Origin of the sequence: Streptomyces sp. NPDC088732 (assembly GCF_044751205.1) — a bacterium.
GTDB lineage: Bacteria > Actinomycetota > Actinomycetes > Streptomycetales > Streptomycetaceae > Actinacidiphila.
The window spans coordinates 20,496-36,510 of sequence record NZ_JBIVLI010000035.1 but is presented as its reverse complement, the minus strand read 5'-3'; the positions used below and the strand labels follow the sequence as shown (position 1 = coordinate 36,510).

At 70.4% G+C, this 16,015-nt stretch carries 13 protein-coding genes; 5 read left to right on the top strand and 8 right to left on the bottom strand.

The window, feature by feature from the left end; all coding sequences use genetic code 11:
- Window positions 1–47: 47 nt before the first annotated feature.
- The 3 genes from ACIP9H_RS38740 to ACIP9H_RS38730 all read right to left on the bottom strand — a co-directional run bounded on the left by ACIP9H_RS38740 (window position 48) and on the right by ACIP9H_RS38730 (window position 3,637).
- A complete protein-coding gene (locus ACIP9H_RS38740) occupies window positions 48–1,454 on the bottom strand; it encodes an amidase (protein WP_401590759.1) in 1,407 nt (468 codons plus the stop codon).
- Window positions 1,455–1,784: 330 nt separating this feature from the next.
- A complete protein-coding gene (locus tag ACIP9H_RS38735) occupies window positions 1,785–2,735 on the bottom strand; it encodes an SDR family NAD(P)-dependent oxidoreductase (protein ID WP_401590761.1) in 951 nt (316 codons plus the stop codon).
- A gap of 53 nt (window positions 2,736–2,788) precedes the next feature.
- Window positions 2,789–3,637, bottom strand: a complete 849-nt coding sequence (locus ACIP9H_RS38730; protein WP_401590763.1) for an SDR family NAD(P)-dependent oxidoreductase — start codon at window positions 3,635–3,637, stop codon at window positions 2,789–2,791.
- Between the two features lie 143 nt (window positions 3,638–3,780).
- Here ACIP9H_RS38730 and ACIP9H_RS38725 point away from each other — a divergent pair, with 143 nt between their 5' ends.
- The 4 genes from ACIP9H_RS38725 to ACIP9H_RS38710 all read left to right on the top strand — a co-directional run bounded on the left by ACIP9H_RS38725 (window position 3,781) and on the right by ACIP9H_RS38710 (window position 6,937).
- Window positions 3,781–4,626 (top strand): helix-turn-helix transcriptional regulator, encoded by an 846-nt coding sequence (locus ACIP9H_RS38725; protein WP_401590766.1) that lies wholly within the window; start codon window positions 3,781–3,783, stop codon window positions 4,624–4,626.
- A gap of 68 nt (window positions 4,627–4,694) precedes the next feature.
- Window positions 4,695–4,874 carry a hypothetical protein gene (locus tag ACIP9H_RS38720; protein ID WP_401590768.1) on the top strand — a complete coding sequence of 60 codons (180 nt, stop codon included), beginning with the start codon at window positions 4,695–4,697 and terminating at the stop codon, window positions 4,872–4,874.
- A gap of 207 nt (window positions 4,875–5,081) precedes the next feature.
- Window positions 5,082–6,101 (top strand): DUF4331 family protein, encoded by a 1,020-nt coding sequence (locus tag ACIP9H_RS38715; protein WP_401590771.1) that lies wholly within the window; start codon window positions 5,082–5,084, stop codon window positions 6,099–6,101.
- 119 nt (window positions 6,102–6,220) lie between these two features.
- A complete protein-coding gene (locus ACIP9H_RS38710; protein WP_401591114.1) occupies window positions 6,221–6,937 on the top strand; it encodes a hypothetical protein in 717 nt (238 codons plus the stop codon).
- A 45-nt stretch (window positions 6,938–6,982) separates the two neighbouring features.
- Here ACIP9H_RS38710 and ACIP9H_RS38705 read toward each other — a convergent pair whose 3' ends face one another.
- The gene (locus tag ACIP9H_RS38705) at window positions 6,983–7,375 is read right to left on the bottom strand and encodes a MerR family transcriptional regulator (protein WP_401590773.1); all 393 of its coding nucleotides are present in this window, start codon (window positions 7,373–7,375) and stop codon (window positions 6,983–6,985) included.
- A 168-nt stretch (window positions 7,376–7,543) separates the two neighbouring features.
- Here ACIP9H_RS38705 and ACIP9H_RS38700 point away from each other — a divergent pair, with 168 nt between their 5' ends.
- Window positions 7,544–8,506, top strand: a complete 963-nt coding sequence (locus ACIP9H_RS38700; protein WP_401590776.1) for a TIGR03619 family F420-dependent LLM class oxidoreductase — start codon at window positions 7,544–7,546, stop codon at window positions 8,504–8,506.
- A 245-nt stretch (window positions 8,507–8,751) separates the two neighbouring features.
- On the opposite strand, the gene ACIP9H_RS38695 is transcribed toward ACIP9H_RS38700, so the two are convergent.
- From ACIP9H_RS38695 to ACIP9H_RS38680, 4 genes are all read right to left on the bottom strand, one after another.
- A complete protein-coding gene (locus ACIP9H_RS38695) occupies window positions 8,752–9,918 on the bottom strand; it encodes an ROK family protein (protein ID WP_401590778.1) in 1,167 nt (388 codons plus the stop codon).
- Between the two features lie 284 nt (window positions 9,919–10,202).
- The gene (locus ACIP9H_RS38690; protein WP_401590780.1) at window positions 10,203–13,499 is read right to left on the bottom strand and encodes a PQQ-dependent sugar dehydrogenase; all 3,297 of its coding nucleotides are present in this window, start codon (window positions 13,497–13,499) and stop codon (window positions 10,203–10,205) included.
- 140 nt (window positions 13,500–13,639) lie between these two features.
- The gene (locus tag ACIP9H_RS38685; RefSeq protein WP_401590783.1) at window positions 13,640–14,608 is read right to left on the bottom strand and encodes a sugar phosphate isomerase/epimerase family protein; all 969 of its coding nucleotides are present in this window, start codon (window positions 14,606–14,608) and stop codon (window positions 13,640–13,642) included.
- 94 nt (window positions 14,609–14,702) lie between these two features.
- On the bottom strand, window positions 14,703–15,653 hold the full coding sequence (locus tag ACIP9H_RS38680) for a hypothetical protein (RefSeq protein ID WP_401590786.1): 951 nt from the start codon (window positions 15,651–15,653) through the stop codon (window positions 14,703–14,705).
- Between the last annotated feature and the right edge of the window lie 362 nt (window positions 15,654–16,015).

The window sequence follows — 16,015 nt, the reverse complement described above, 5'->3', positions numbered from 1 at the left end:
GTCGCCGCCGGCCGATGTGACCGTGGAGGCGGATGCGGCGGAGGTGGTCAGAGGGCGGGGTGCCGGTCGCGGACCTCGCTCAGTGTCTCCAGCAGCGAGGCGAGGTGCAGGATCGTCGACTCCGCGTGCCAGGCGGCGACCAGTTGGACACCGATGGGCATGCCGTCGCCGGTCGTGCCGAACCGCATGGACAGGGCGGGGAGCCCTGTCAGGCTGAACGGGACGGTCGTCGAGCTCACGTGGAAGGGGCCCACCGTGCGGCCGTCGAGGACGAAGTCCCCGAGCCCGTGTTCGTGGGCGGGGATCGTCGTCACCGGCAGCAGCAGCGCGTCGTGCTCCTGGAAGTACTCCGCGAAGCCGTCCCGGAGCCGCTCGACACCCTGCTCGGCCCGGACGTAGTCCGCCACGGACGTGTCGGGTGTGCCGAGCAGCGTCTTGGAGTAGGTGAACATCTGGTCCTCGTGGCCTGCGGTGACCTCGCGGACGGCGGGTTTCATCTCCATGACGTGCTGCCGCGCGAAGAGGTCCAGGGGGTTGTCCCGTTCAAGGGCCGGAATATCGACGGCCTCGACCCGGACCCGAGCTCCCCGCAGGGCGTCGGCGGCCTTCCGCACGGTCGCCGCGACCTCCGCGTCGACCGGGCCGAGCCCCGAGTCGACCAGCCAGCCGAGCCGTACGGGCCGGTCCGGTGACGCGCCCAGGCCGGCGTCGAACTCACGCGGAACCACGGAGAAACCGTCGGCGCCGTCCGGACCGGCCAGCAGCGAATACGCCAGCGTGACGTCCCGGACGGTGCGGGCCATGGGTCCGGCGTGCCAGTCACGGCGCGGGGCCCGCGGCCAGAAACCCGTCATCGGGATGCGCCCGTGCGTCGGCTTGAGGGACGTGATGCCGGTGTCGGCGGCCGGACCGCGCACCGAGATGGACAGGTCGCTGCCAAGACCGAGCGGCGACATGCCGGCCGCGATGGCGGCGGACTCCCCGCCGCTCGAACCGCCCGCCGAGCGGTTGAGGTCCCAGGGGTTGTTCGTCTTGCCCGTCAGGAGGTTGTCGGACTCGACCCAGTACGAGAACTCCGGAAGGTTGGTCTTCGCCAGAAGGATTCCGCCGGCCTTCTTCAAGCGCGCCACGGCGGTGGCATCCGTGTCCGGGATCCGCCCGGCGAAGATCGGCGAACCGCGCTGGGTGAGCACACCGGCGGTGTCGTAGGCGTCCTTGACCGTGAAGGGCACGCCGTGCAGCGGCCCGATGTCCCCGCCCGCCGCGAGTTCCTCGTCCGCCGCCCTCGCGGCCTCCAGTGCACCGTCGGCGAGCGTGACAACGGCGTTGATCCTCGGATTGGTGGCCTCGATGCGGTCGAGGTGCGCCTGAACCACCTCGACGGAGGACACCTTCCCGGTCCGGATCAGCTCGGCCAGTTCGCTCGCGTCGGCGTGAATGAGATCGGTGGTCATGGTGACTCCTGTCCTGGGCCGGTCCACTGCTTGGGGCGCTGCCCGGCCTCGGTGAGCCGCGGGCAGCGGGGGCGGGGCTCGTCAGACCTGCGGTCGTCTGGGGCGGCCGCCCGGGAGTCGCCATCGGCCGCGACGCGCACGGCCCGCGACAGGACGGAGATCTCCGCACCCAGTGTGACGACCGGACATCCGCCCGGGCGGTTCTCCGCGGCCTGCGTGTCGCGGAAGCAGCGTCAGGGAGCGCCGGCCTGTCGCGGGCCGGTCGGGCCGGATCATGGGCCGCTCGGCCTGCCCCGCGCGAGGCGCCGGCGGGGCGGAACCGAGGGCGCCTCAGTGCAGTGCGCCCTCCACGACGGGGAGCGCGAGATGCCACAGGCGGTCCGCCGTCCCGGGGTCAGCCGACCACTCGGCGACGCCCGTGGCGGGCTCGGGGCCGCCTGGGACGACCGGCTGCTCCTGGTTGTCCTCGAAGTAGCCGCCCGTCACGCCTTCCAAGAGAGGTGACGCGGCCAGCAGCACCGTGGTCGCCGCTCCCTGCTCAGGGGTCTTGGCGTAGTCGGGGATGATCAGGTTGCCGTCCCCGTCCATCACGCCGATGGCCTTCAGGACTTCGGGCGGAATGTGCCGCCCGAGGTTCGTGCGGGGGATGGCGCCGGGGGCGCAGGAGGTCGCGGCGATGCCCGCATCGCCCCAGTGACGGGAAATGCCCACGGCCAGCAGCACATCGGCGGCCTTGGACTGCGCGTACGCGGTGAACGGATCGTAGGGCCGCCGCTCGAACTGGGGGTCCTCGAAGTCGACACCGGCGCGGAGCTGCGCGCCGGAGCTGACGACGACGACCCGGGACCGGCCCGCCGCCGCCAGCGCGGGTCGCAACCCCGCGGCCAGGGCGAAATGGCCGAGGTAGTTGGTGGCCAGCTGCATCTCCCAGCCCTGGGCATTGCGCTCAAGGGTGGGCAGCATCATGATCCCGGCGTTGGCGACGAGTATGTCCAGGGGCCCCTCCCATGTCTGGCAGAACGCCCGCACCGACGCCAGGTCGGCGAGGTCGATCGGCACCGCGTCGACCTGGGGGAACATCTCGACGATCTCTTTCGCCGTGCCCGGGTCACGCGTCGCGATCGTGACCCGGGCGCCGGCCGCGGCCAGGGCCCGGACCGTTTCCGCGCCGAGTCCGGAAGCGCCGCCGGTGACGATCGCACGCCGTCCCGTGAGGTCGACGTCCGCTGTCACCTCCATCGCGGTGGCCCGCGGCCCGAACGGTGTGGTGATGAGTGACATGCAATGCCTTTCAGGAGGAGGGGAAAAACGCCGCCGCGATCGGGCGGGATTTCTCACGAGCCGCTGGGCTTGCCCTGTGCGAGGCGCGAGAGGTGGTCCCACTGCTCCAGCCCGGCGAGCCGGCCGGCGTACTCGGTGCGCAGGGCCTCCAGACCGCCCGTCCCGAACAGGACCCGCAGGGGCGGCTCGGGCGCGTCCACGAGCGCGAGGAGGGCCGCGGACGTCGCCGCGGGATCGCCCGGCGTGAATCCACTGGCCTCCGCCCCCGCGTAGAGCGCCTGCCGGGTATGGGCGTATGCCGGGTCCTGCGGGATCTGCGGGGAAGCGGACGCCAGACCGGTGGGGAACATGAGCGGCTCGATCAAGGTGATGTGGATGCCGTAGGCGGCCACTTCGGCGGCGAGTGATTCGCTCATCGCCTCCAGGGCCCACTTGGTGGCCTGGTAGATGCCGAGCGCCGGATAGGCGACCAGGCCCCCGAACGAGGAGACCTGCAGGATCCGGCCCGCACGGCGCTCGCGCATCCCGGGCAGCACTGCCCGGGTGGCGGCCAGCGCGCCGAAGTAGTTGACGTCCATCTGGGCCCGGGCCTGCTCCTCCTCGATCTCCTCGACGGCGCCGACCAGCATGTGGCCCGCGTTGTTGACCAGCACGTCGATCCCGCCGAACGTCGCCTCGGTGCTCCGTACGGCGTCGCGGACGGCCGCGGTGTCGGAGACGTCGAGTCGCAGCGGCAGGAAGCGGTCGCCGTAGCGCTCGGACAGCGGCGCCAGCGCCGCGGTGTCGCGGGCGGCCGCCGCGAGCCGGTCGCCGCGGGCGAGCACCGCCTCGGCCCAGTGCGCGCCCAGCCCGCGGGACGCTCCGGTGAGGAACCAGGTCCGGTCGGTCGTTGCCTTGCTCATGGGGTCTTCTCCGTCGTCGTACGACCGGGCGGCTCCCGGTCCGGCGACCAGCGTTCCGCTGATCGGAGCCGGCAGGCAGAGTCGCCCTAACCAGGGATCGGCAGTCTCTGGCTGCCGGTGCGGTCGTGCCGCAGACTCGAAGGGTGGACACCAAGGAGCTGGCCGACTTCCTGCGGGTGCGCAGGGAGGCGCTCGACCCCGGGGACGTCGGCCTTCCCGGCACGGGGCGCCGGCGCACCCCCGGGCTGCGCCGTGAGGAGGTCGCGCGGCTGGCCGACATCTCCACGGACTACTACACCCGGCTCGAGCAGGACCGTGCGCCGCAGCCGTCACCGGGTGTGCTGCGGGCCGTCACCAGGGCACTGCGTCTGACGCTGGACGAGCGTGACCATCTCTTCCGGCTGGCCGGGCACCGTCCGCCGGACCGCATGCGGTCGGACGAACATGTCGCGCCGAGCCTCCTCGCCGTGCTGGACCGCCTTGCCGACGTCCCGGCCCAGGTGATGACCGACCTCGGTGTCACGCTCGTGCAGAACGACCTGGCACGGGCCGTCTTCGGCGATCTCACCCGGCTGCGCGGTGCCGCGGGCACGGTGGTCCACCGCTGGTTCACCGATCCCCGCGTCCGGGCCGGATATCCCGTCCAGGACCACGCGACGGAGTCCCGGGCACTCGTCGCCGACCTGCGCGCCGCGGTCGTCCGCCGCGACGACGCGCAGTCGCGGGACCTGGTCGAACGGCTGCTGGAGGCGAGTACGGAGTTCGCGGCGCTGTGGCGTCTGCACGCGGTGGGGGTGATGCGCGACAGGCGCAAGCGGATCCAGCACCCCCAGGTGGGCCTGCTGGAATTCGACTGCCAGATGCTCCTCGACGAGGAGCGCACCCAGATCCTCGCCCTGTTCTCACCGGCGGCGGGCACGCCGACGGCGGAGCGTCTCGCGCTGCTCGTTTCCCTGGGACCGCTCGCCGCACAGCGCTCTTCCCGGTGAGGCCGTCCGCCGGGGGGCCGGCCGCGCCGTGGGGGTATCGTCGTCCGCTGCGGACCTCGGAGGAGCGGATGGACGACATACTCGGCGCGATCATGCGCCCCATCGTTCGCGGCGTCGTATCGCTGATCATGGACCTGGTCGGCGAGGCGGTGCTGGAACGCCTGGTCAAGATCATCAAGCGCACGTTCAGGTCGCTCCGGCGTCGCCGGGTGCCGTACGCGGCCGAGGTCTCGCTGGAGAAGCCGTAACGGGCGGAACGGGGAACCCCGGGGCATGGCCCCGGCCCCCGTCCGTGGCCCATTCGAGGGGTGTTCGCCACTCCCGCTTGTCCGATAACCGGTCGGACTCGTGCGGCGGGCTAGCGTGACTTCGCACCGCCCGGGCACCGCAGGATCTGCGCGACGGCCGTGGCGCCCCGGCGGTCCTTCACCGTGCGAGCAGAGGAAGGACCCCCCATGTCCAACCACTTCACCGGCCTCAGCCTTGGACCGCCGCTCGGCGACCAGCGTCTCGATCTGTGCGACCTCTTCGCCTTCGCGGCCCCCGGCGATCCCAGCAGGACCGTTCTGATCCTCGATGCCAACCCCAACGCGGATGCCCTCCACCCCGACGCCGTCTACCGGCTGAACATCGACAACGACGGCGACTACCTGACCGACATCGCCTTCAGCTGGGTCTTCAGCGCGCCGGGAGCGGACGGCTCGCAGACCTACAGCGTGTTCATGGCGACCGGCGCCGAGTCCCGCAAGCCGGAGGCGGTCGGCACCAAGATCGTCTCGGACGCCGCGGTCTCCTTCCGCCAGGAGGCCAACGTGGTCAGCAGCGGTGACTACAAGGTGGCCGCGGGCAGCCGCAGTGATCCCTTCTTCTTCGACTTCGACGGCATCAAGAATCTGTTCGACACCAGCGGCAAGAAGAATTTCACCGCCCCGCATCTGGGCGGGAAGTCCCCGTGGACCGGCGTCGACTCCAACACCACGGCCAACATCTTCTCCATGGCCGTCGAACTTCCGACCGCGGAGCTGGCTCCGAAGCCCGTACTCCACATCTGGGGCCGGTGCAGCGTGCGGCGCGACGGTGAACTCGTCCACGCGGACCGGGCCGGACACCCGTCGGTGAGCAGCTTCTTCAACACCGACGACACCAAGGAGGAGTACAACGCGAGCGAGCCGGTCAACGACCGGGCCAGGTGGACGGACCAGTTCGTCCACCTCCTCGGCCACACCGGCGGCTACACGTCGGAGGAAGCGGTCGCCGCGCTCGACGAGCACGGCATCCTGCCGGACGTGCTCACGTTCGACCCCGCGAAACCCGCCGCGTACCCCAACGGCCGGACCTTCACCGAGGACGTCATCGACATCCGCGTCGCCTTCCTCACCAAGAACGAGGCGCCCCCCACCGGCCTCACCCCGCACACGGACACCCTCGACCGCTTCCCCTACCTCGGCAACCCGCACCCGGCCGCGACCTCCTGAAGTTTCCGGGCGACCGCTCGCCTGAGTGGACAGGCGAGCGGGTCCAGGCACACGACGGGCTGACGGAAACCCCTTCGACGGACCGGGCCAGGACGGGCCATGATGCGCCCGTGACGGCGATGCAGCAGCACATGACCCGGGCCGCGGCCCGCAACAACGCCGAATGGTGCGCGTCGATGTGCCGATCGCACGGCCTGGCGGGCGAGTTCGGGTCGCAGGCCTGGGCCGTCCCGTCCCGGCCGCCGCGGTACTACCCCGACGCGGTGACGCTGGTGCGGGGGGCCGATGCCGCCGCGCTGGTGGACCGGATCGACACCGCCGCTCCGGGCGCGTGCGTCAAGGACAGTTTCGCCGACCTCGATCTGACGGGGGCCGGGTTCAAGGTGCTGTTCGAGGCGCAGTGGATCCACCGCCCGGCGAGCGCGCCGCACACCGCCCCGGATCTCGCCTGGGACGTGGTCGGCAGCCCGGACACGCTGCGGGCCTGGGCCCTTGCCTGGGATGACGGGGACGGCGACGCGGACCTCTTCCGGCCCGAACTGCTCGACGACCCGGCCACGTCCGTGCTCGCCGGGCGCTCCGCCGACGGCCGGGTGGCCGCGGGGGCGGTGGCGAGCCGCAACGGTCATGTGGTCGGCGTCTCCAACGTCTTCGCGGTGGACGGCGGCGCCGACCGGGCCTGGCCGGTGGTGCTGGACGCAGTGCACCGGCTGTTCCCGGCCCTGCCCGTGGTCGGCTATGAGCACGGCGCGGACCTGGATGCCGCCGTGCGGCACGGCTTCGAGGCGGTCGGCCCGCTGCGGGTCTGGCTGCACGGCCAGGCACTGTCTCCTTGACCGTCTGCACGGCGGTCCACCCTTCCGGCACCCCGAGCGCCCCACTTATGGTGTGTCACCGCTCCCGGTGTGCGCCGACGTGACGCTGAGAACCGTGTCGAGGTATTTGGCGATGGCGTCCCTGTTGCGGGTCAGGAACTCGATGCGTTCGGACAGTCCGGCCTGTTCGCGTTGCAGCGTGGCGATCATTTCCGGTGTCACGTAGGGGACATAGATGGTCTGCGGCTTGTCCAGGCAGGGCAGGATCTCCTGAATGATGCGCGTCGGCAGTCCGGCTTCGAGCAGCCCCTTGATCTGCCGCACGCTGTCCACATGCGCCTCGCCGTACTCGCGGTAACCATTGTCGGCGCGACTGGGTGTGATCAGCCCTTGCTCCTCGTAGTAGCGCAGTAGCCGACGGGATACGCCGGTCCGCTCCGCGAGCTCTCCGATTCTCATGTGCCCCAGCCTACGGCTTGACCCTCACATTAATGTGAATGTTCGAGACTGTATGAGATGGGCAAAGAACTGCCGAAATCAGCGCCCTGTCGGAAATTAGGGGTATGTCAGATTCTCGGCTCAGTCCTGTGCCTGCCACGACCATCACGACGACATCGAAGGCTTGACATGAAACTCGGACTTCGTCTTCCCCAGCGGCTGGGAGTCGACCTGCGACACGACGTGGTCGAAGCGGCCAGAACGGCCGAAGCGGCCGGTTACGCCAGTGTGTGGACGAACGAACGGCTGCTTTTCCCGGAGACGCCCGTCGAACCTTACGCCTACGCCCCGCCGGACGCGCCGTGGCCGGAGATCGCGCGGCAGGCCGCCGACCCACTGGCGCTCCTCACGGCAGCGGCGGTGGTGACCGAACGGGTACGCCTCGGTACCGCCGTCCTGATCGCCCCCCTCCACGCCCCCGTCCAACTGGCGAAGGCACTGGCCACCATCGACCAGATCAGCGGCGGCCGCATGATCGCGGGTATGGGCGCCGGCTGGTCCACCGACGAACTCCGGGCCACCGGAGCCACCCGGGCGGACCGGGGCAGATTCCTCGATGAGACGCTGGACGTCTTCGACGCCGTGTGGGGGCCGGACCCGGTGACCTTCCGGAGTCCCCGCGTCATCATCGACAACGCCTCGGTCCTGCCCAAGCCCGCGTCGAAAATCCCCGTGATGCTGGGCGGCGGTGTCAGCAACGTGGGCGGCGGTACGAGTTCCAAGGCGGTGGAGCGCATCGCCAGGCGCGCGGACGGCTGGCTGCCGTTCTTCACCACAACCGGGCCCGCCGGAGCCGCGGAACTGCGCGCGAGCTGGGACCGTATCCGGGAAATCGCGTCCGGGTACGGCCGGGACACGAGTCGGATGGAGTTGGTGGCGGTGGGCAACGTCACCTTCACCGACCGTCCGGCAGGACCTGACCGATCGGCGTTCGTCGGCACCCTCGACCAGATCATGGACGACATCCACACGGTCGAGGAGGCGGGCGCGGACGAGCTCATCGTGGATCTGAATCTGCAGGACTGGTTCACCAGTACCCCGCAGATGCTCGAGACGGCGGTGGAGATCCGCGAACGGATCGCGGCTGCCTGACCGGGGGTGCCATCGGTCAGCACGGCGGGCGGAGGCGGTGAAGGGGCTCGGGTCCTGTGATGAGGTTGCTCGGGCGGCCTGGCTACGGGATCGGTGGGGAGCCCCTGCACCCGATCATTCACATCGCGTGCAACAGGAGCCCGACGAAGAACTCGCCTGGAGGATCGGCAGCTTCTTCGCCCGCAAGCCCGCTGCTGCCAACGGCAGTCGGCCCTCAAGGCGCTCACAGGGTGGAGCCCTGTCCCTCAGAGATGGCTCTCGAAGTCGAGCTCACTGGCCAGGAGTGCCGCGCCGGCCACCCCGGCGCGCGGGCCGAGTTCCGACAGCACGATCTGGAGGTTCCCGGTCGCGAGGGGGAGCGAGCCCTTGTAGACGACGCTGCGGATCTCGGCGAGCAGCAGGTGGCCGAGCCCGGAGACGCCGCCGCCGATCACGATCATCGACGGGTTGATGAAGCTGACCAGCGTGGCGAGGACCTGTCCCACCCGGTGGCCGCCGTCCCGGATGAGGTTGACGCACGTGACGTCCCCGCCGGCCGCGCACTCCGCCACGTCCACCGCGGTGAGGGCGCCCTCCGCGGCGAGGCGTTCGGCCAGCGCCGGCGACTGCCCCGAGCGGGCGGCGGCGGTGGCGTCCCGGGCCAGGGCCACACCGCCGAAGAAGGCCTCCAGGCAGCCGGTCTTGCCGCACGAGCAGGCCGGTCCCTCGGTCTCGACCTGAATGTGGCCGATGTCGCCCGCGGACCCTTCCGACCCGCGATAGATCTGGCCGTGGACCTGGACCCCGCAGCCTATGCCGCTGCCGATCTTGACGAACAGCAGGTTGTCGACGGCCTTGGCGACCCCCGCGTACCGCTCGCCGAGTGCCATCACGTTCACGTCGTTGTCCACCACGACCGGGCAGCCGTGCGCGCGGGTGAGGGTGTCCCGGACGGGGAAGCGGTCCCAACCCGGCATGATCGGCGGGGAGACCGAGATCCCCTCCTTGAAACTGACCGGACCCGGCAGCCCGATGCCGATGGAGTTGAACCGCGCGCACCCGGCCTGGTCCGCCATTTTGTTCAGGAGTTCGTTGACCCTGTCCAGGACGGCACGGGGGCCTTTGCGGATATCGGCTGCCTCGGCATAGGAGGCGATCGGCTTCAGCCCTCCGTCGGTGATCTCGATGTCGATCGAGCTGGCCCCGAGGTCCACCGCCGCGAACCGTATGTCGGGGTCGAGTTGGACGAGAGTGGAGGGGCGGCCGCCGCGAGAAGTGGCCCGCCCCGCCTCGAGCACCCTTCCGGCGGCGATCAGGCGGTCGAGTTCAGCCAGCAGCCTCGGCCTCGCCACTTCCAGCTCGTCGGACAGCTGTGCGCGCGACAGCGGCCCGAGGTCGCGCAACAGGCTCAGCACGCGGTACTGGATGCTCACGGGCTCACTTCCTGGGTATCGGCCGAATGTGTGACAAAACGTTAGGGGCGTTGATTCACAAGCGTCAATGGCTTTCACGCGAATTGTCGAAAGTTAAATTCGAAACGAAGAAAGCATCAGTGGGTCGCAAAGTTACGCGAGGAGATTTTGAGTTCGGGGGTGCCGGGTACGTGGACGGACTCCAGGGCGGGCGGCCGACGTTCCGCGACGGCCGCTGGTGAGCCCTGGAGCCACCGGCAGGGTGCTGCCCGCCGCCGTGCGGCGGACGGGCAGCACTCCTCGCATCAGCCGGCCAGGCCTCCCTTCACGGCGAGGGCATCGCGGGCCAGCGCGGTCCGCGCGGTCGCGTCGGTCACCAGCTTGGTGTCCGCGGCCAGTTGGGCGACCTGGTCCAGGACGGCGGCCGCCTGGTTGGTGCGCCCCGCGTCGGCGTGCGCCCGGGCCTGGTCGAGCCGGACCGTCAGGCGCTGCCGGCCCTGCTCGGTCAGCCGGTTCTCCGCGCGCAGCTGGGTGATCAGGGTGTCCAGCTCGTCGAAGGAGGTGGTGGTGGTGAAGTGCACGGTGCGCGTGGTGGTGTTGCCCGCCGCGTCACGACCCGTGACCACCAGGTCGTGGCCGCCCACCGGCAACCGCCACAGCAGCAGGGGCTGCCCCGGGGTGACCGCCGTACCGTCCAGCTGCGCGGTCGCGGTCGGCCCTCCGGAGACGGCGTCCGTGACCGTGACCACCGGCGTCGGACGCTGGGAGTCCCCGTAGGCGGTGTCGGCCGTCACCCCGGTGACCGTCACCGCGGGTCCGGTCTTGTCGATCCGGACGGCGACGGTGCCCACGGCGGAGACGTTGTTGGCCGTGTCCGTCGCGCGGTACCGGATGGAACTCATGCCCTCCGTGGAGAGGGTGACCGCGCTGTTCGCGCTCAGCCAGGTCGTTCCGCCGTTGAGCGAGTACTCCCGGCTCTTGATGGCCCCGTTGTCGGTGGCGTTGACGCTCAGCGACACATTGCCGGTGTACCAGCCGTTGCTGCCGTTGGGCTGTGCCGGGTTGAGGGTGGCCGTCACCGTCGGCGGGGTCCTGTCGGCGACACCGGACCCCTGGAAGGTGAAGGAGTCCACGTCGACGCCGCCCGAGGAGGTGACGTAGAGCTGCCCGGTGCCGGTGGGAGCCGAACCCAGCGCCGTGTTGACGGTCTGCCAGCCGTCGCCCGCCGGGACCGTGATCGTGGCGAACGGGTCGGACCTGGGCGTGCCCCAGCGCAGCGACAGCGTTCCGGCGCCGGTGGCACGGGTCTGCACCCCGGTGATGCCGGCGAAGGACACCGGGTCGTAGCCGATCCAGTCGCCGGCGTCGAAGGCGGTCAGCTTGCGCTGTCCGGAGGCGGTGGTGTCATCGGTGATCGTGACGCCCTGGGCCGAGTCGTAGTGCTCGCCCTGCATGAGAGCGGGGTTGAGGACGACCTGGGCGTCGCTGGTGGCCGGGGGCACACTGCCGGCGCCGCGGTCGGTGTAGGTGAGACCGAGGACGCCGAAGACGTTCTCCGTGTCACCGTGGCCGGCGTCGGTCGGGGTGGTGATCGCCCCCGAGCAGCCGGTCCCGCTGCTGACCGGGTGGCCGTGCTGGTTGTGGCCGAGGCCGAGGGTCCAGGCGGCCTTGGTGCAGTCGATGTTGGTGCCGTCCTCCGGATCGTCGATCCGGGTGGCGTACGGCACCACGTCGCCCCAGGTGAAGAAGCCGCCGTTGGGCGGGGAGGTGAACGCCACCGTCGGAGCGGTGTTGCCCACGGTGATCTGCTTGCTGGTCAGGCCGGTCTTGCCCTCGGGGTCGGTGACCTTGAGGCGGGCCTGGAGCTGGCCGTTGTCGGGATACGTGCGGCTGGCCGTCGGGCCGGTGGTCTCGAACGTGCCGTTGCCGTCGAGGTCCCACTGGTAGGTGAGGGCGGAGCCTTCCGGGTCGCTGGAGCCGGTGGCGCTGAAGGAGACGGTCAGCGGTGCCTGGCCCGAGGAGGGACTGGCGCTGATCACCGCGGTGGGGGCCTTGTTGCCCTCCGCGTAGTCGATCCGGTAGAGGCCCGCGTCCGGGTTCTGCCGGAAGAAGCCGTCGCCGTAGTCGAGGACGTAGAGCGCGCCGTCGGGGCCGAACTCCAGGTCCATCGGGTTGTCCCACGGCGGGATGCCGTTGCCGGCACGTTCGCTGTTGGGCAGGACGTTCTCCAGCTTGGTGACCGGTCCGTCCGGGCCGGCCAGGGTCAGGGCGGCGACATAGTCCTGGGAGAACTCCCCGAAGAACGCCTTGCCGTCCCAATACGCGGGGAACTTGCCCGGAGCCGGATTGGACGCGTCGTAGTGGTAGACCGGGCCGCCCATCGGGGCCTGGCCGCCGGGGCCGCCGGGACCGCGGAAGGCGGTCAGTTCAGGCCAGGGCTGGTCGGTGTCGCGGTCGCCGTACCACAAGGTGGCCGCCCTCGCCGGGGGCAGATCGGTGAGGCCGGTGTTCCAGCGGGAGTCGTTGACCGGCGCGGCGCAGTCGAAGGCGGGGCCGGGAGTGAGGGTGGCGAAGTCGAAGTCCCTGTAGGGACGGGTGTTGTCACCGGTGCAGAACGGCCAGCCGCTGTTCATGGCCGTCGTGGTGGTGTCCCACTCGACATAGCCCATCGGCCCGCGGTTGGCGTCGGCGTTGCCGGCGTCGGGGCCGTAGTCGCCCCACATCACGGCGCCCGTGGCCTTGTCCACCGTCATCCGGTAGGGGTTGCGCAGGCCCATCACGAAGATCTCGGGACGGGTCTTGGGCGTACCGACCGGGAACAGGTTGCCCGACGGGATGGTGTAGCTCCCGTCGTCCTGGACGTGGATGCGCAGGATCTTGCCGCGCAGGTCGTTGGTGTTGCCGGAGCCGCGGCGCTCGTCGAGGCCGGGGTTGTAGGTGGCCGCGTCGTTGATCGGCGTGTAGCCGTTCACGTTCGGACCGGACGCGGGCGTGTTGCCGCCGGTGGACAGGTAGAGGTTGCCCTGCGCGTCGAAGTCGACGTCGCCGGCGACGTGGCAGCACTGACCGCGGTTGGTGGTGACGCGGATGATCTCCTGGGCGGTGGACAGATCGAGCTGGTCGCCCGTCCACTTGAAGCGGGTGAGGGCGTCGTAGCCCTCCCACTGCTTCCAGTACGCGTCGGTCTGCCCGGCCGGCAGCCGCTCGGGGGCCGAACCGGTGGGAGTGCTCAGCGGCGGCGAGTAGTAGAGGTAGACCCAGTGGTTGGTGGCGAAGTCCGGGTCGAGGGTGACGGTCTGCAGACCCATCTCTGAGTTCTGGTAGACGTCGAGGTGGTTCACGACCTTGGTGATGCCGGTGCCGGGGTCGGTCATCCGCAGATCGCCGTTGCGGGCGGTGTGCAGGACGCGCAGATCGGGCAGCACGGCGAGGTCGATCGGCTCGCCGGTGTTCTTGCTGAGCGTGACCTTCTCGTAGTTCGACCAGTCCACGGCGGGGTCGGCGGCCGCGGTCGCGTGGGCGTCGTCCGGGTGCGCCTGCGCGGCCGGTGCTAAGGCGAGACCGCTCAGCATGGGCAGCGATGCGAGGAGCACCCCGGCCATGAGGCCTCTCAGGGTACGGTACACAGTGATGCGTCTCCTTGGTCTGTTCCGGTCAGGAGGTGCGCAGCCGGGCCGGCCCGCCGGTTGCGCCGTGGCAGCGGTACGCCAACGGCGGGCCGGGCCCGGTGGGGTGCCTGCGATCAGGCCAGCAGCTGCTTCAGCGCCGTGAAGCTGCGCTGCGCGGCGCCGAACGAACCCGGCGGGTTCGGCTGGGTGTTGGGCGCGGTGTCCTGCTCCCAGATGCCGACGTGGCTGCCGCGGGCACCGATGTCCCGGATGAACTGCTGGTAGGGCAGGACGCCGGCGCCGAACTCGACGATGGAGTAGCCGTCCGCGCTCGAGTTGGCGGCGCCGTCCTTCATGTGGAACAGCGGGTAGCGGTAGGGCTGGTTGCGCACGTAGGCCGCGGGGTCGAAGCCCGGCCAGCGGTGCTGCCCGACATACGCCCAGTACACGTCCATCTCCAAGTAGACGTAGCGCGGGTCGGTGTTGCGCAGGAAGACGTCGTACAGCCGGACCGACGGCTGGTCGGTGGCGAAGGCGAACTCGCCGGCGTGGTTGTGCTGGTACAGCTTCAGACCGCGGGCGGCGGCCGCCTGGCCCCAGGTGTTGAACTCCTCCGCGGCGGCGAGGTAGCCGGAGACCGTGTTGGAGTTCGACGGCGCGTTGGCGGTACCGACGTGCGGCATGCCCAGGATCTGCGCCGCGTCGAGCTGGCCCTGGAGGTTGGAGCGGAAGTCCCCGATGCCGACGTGACTGCCGATCGCCTTCAGGCCGTTGTCGTCGAGCAGCTTCCGGATCTCCTGGAGCGTGATCTGCCGGCCGAGGATCGAGGTGTTCTGGGTGTAGCCCGCGAACTCGATCTCCTTGTAGCCGATGCGTGCCATCTCCTCCAGGACGACCCGGAAGCCGAGCGACGTGACCTTGTCACGGACGCTGTAGAGCTGCAGGGAGATGCGGTCCTTCGGGATGGACAGGATGCTGGGCGCGGCGGAGGCGGAAGTCGCCGTCGCGGCGCCGACCACGGAGGCGGCGGCGACCGCCACGGTGGCACCGGCGGTGGCCCGCAGGAAGTCTCTGCGGTCGAAGGATTTGTCCAGGTGGCCCACGGTCACTCCTTGGTGGATGCGGCGAAGAAGAGTGCGGTGCGAGGTGCGCGGTGCTGGCGGTGCGGAGCGCTTGTCGCCCGTGGCCGGGCCGGGATCACAGCCCGGTGCCCGCGGCGGCCGCTGCGGCCTCCGCCTGCGCGGTACGCTCGGCCACCTTCGCGGCGAGGTCGGCGCCGCGGTCCTGCGAGGCGGCCTTGGCGGCCCGGGCGAGCGACGTCGCGGGGGCGGTGGTGGTCGCGGTGATGCCGCCGCGCACGCGGGCCAGCGGGCCCACCTGGAGTGCGGGGCTGTTGTCGCTGGCGGTGAGCTTGCCGCGGACGATGGTGTTGTCCAGGACCGCGTTCGCGTTGTTGCCGGTGACCGCGAGGTCGCCGCCGAGGTAGGTCGCCCCCGCGCAGGAGCTGAGCGGGCCGTCGCCGCCGAGCTGCAGGTTGTCGGAGTTGTTCTGGTAGACCGTGTCGCCCTCGACCTCGCTGGCGCACAGGACACCGCCGAGCGTGTTGCCGCTCACGGTGAGCGTCTTGCCGACCGTGGTGTCGTAGACGTCGGTGTAGAGGTTCGCGTCGCCGGCGACGGCGCCGGAGACGGTGGTGCCCGAGATGTACAGCTCGCCCGAGGAGGCTCTGACGTCTCCCCTGACCGTGGAGTCGACGCTGTACAGGAAGCCGTCGACGGCCGAAATGCCGCCGCTCGCCGCGGTGTTCTGCACGTGCACGCCGAAGGCGCCCTGCTCGGTCACCGCGCCCTTGACGCTGCTGTCGGTGATGTCCAGGTAGGCGTTGTTCCCTACGGCGACAGTGCTGCTGAAGGTGACGCCCTTCGCCACGAGGTCGGCGCCGGCCTCGATGGTCACCGCGCCCTTGACCTTCGTACCGGTCAGCGTGCAGGACGCGCCGGCCGGCACCACGAGGGTGCCGTTCACGGTGACGGCCCCGCCCTCTCCGACACAGGTGGTCGTGAGCGCCGCCTGCGCGGGCGCCGCAATCGTGACCAGCCCGCCCGAGGCCACCAACGAGGCTGCAACAAGGTAGGAACGGATCTTCATGGGGCTTCCCTTTCTGCTGCGGTTACGGCCACGGCGGCATGCCGCGGCCGGGAACCCCCGCCGGGGCGGGGTGCTGCGGAGTGCGGGACATCTGTGCGGGGGGGAAAGCCGCCGCTCGCGGGCGGGTGGGAGGTCGGCTTCTCGTCGGCGGTGAGGACGCGTCGCATACGGCCCCGGCGAGCGGGGCGGGTGGGTTGCAAGGCCGCACTGGCGTTACATCGACGAAACATCGTGTCGATCGGCTGGAACGCTAACCGGGGTCCCCAGTGGTGTCCAGAGCTTTGGACGGAGTCATCAAAATCTTTTTGGTGAACCGTCAAAAGATCGCCGTCATCCGCGAATTGAATCCAACGAAATGCTGG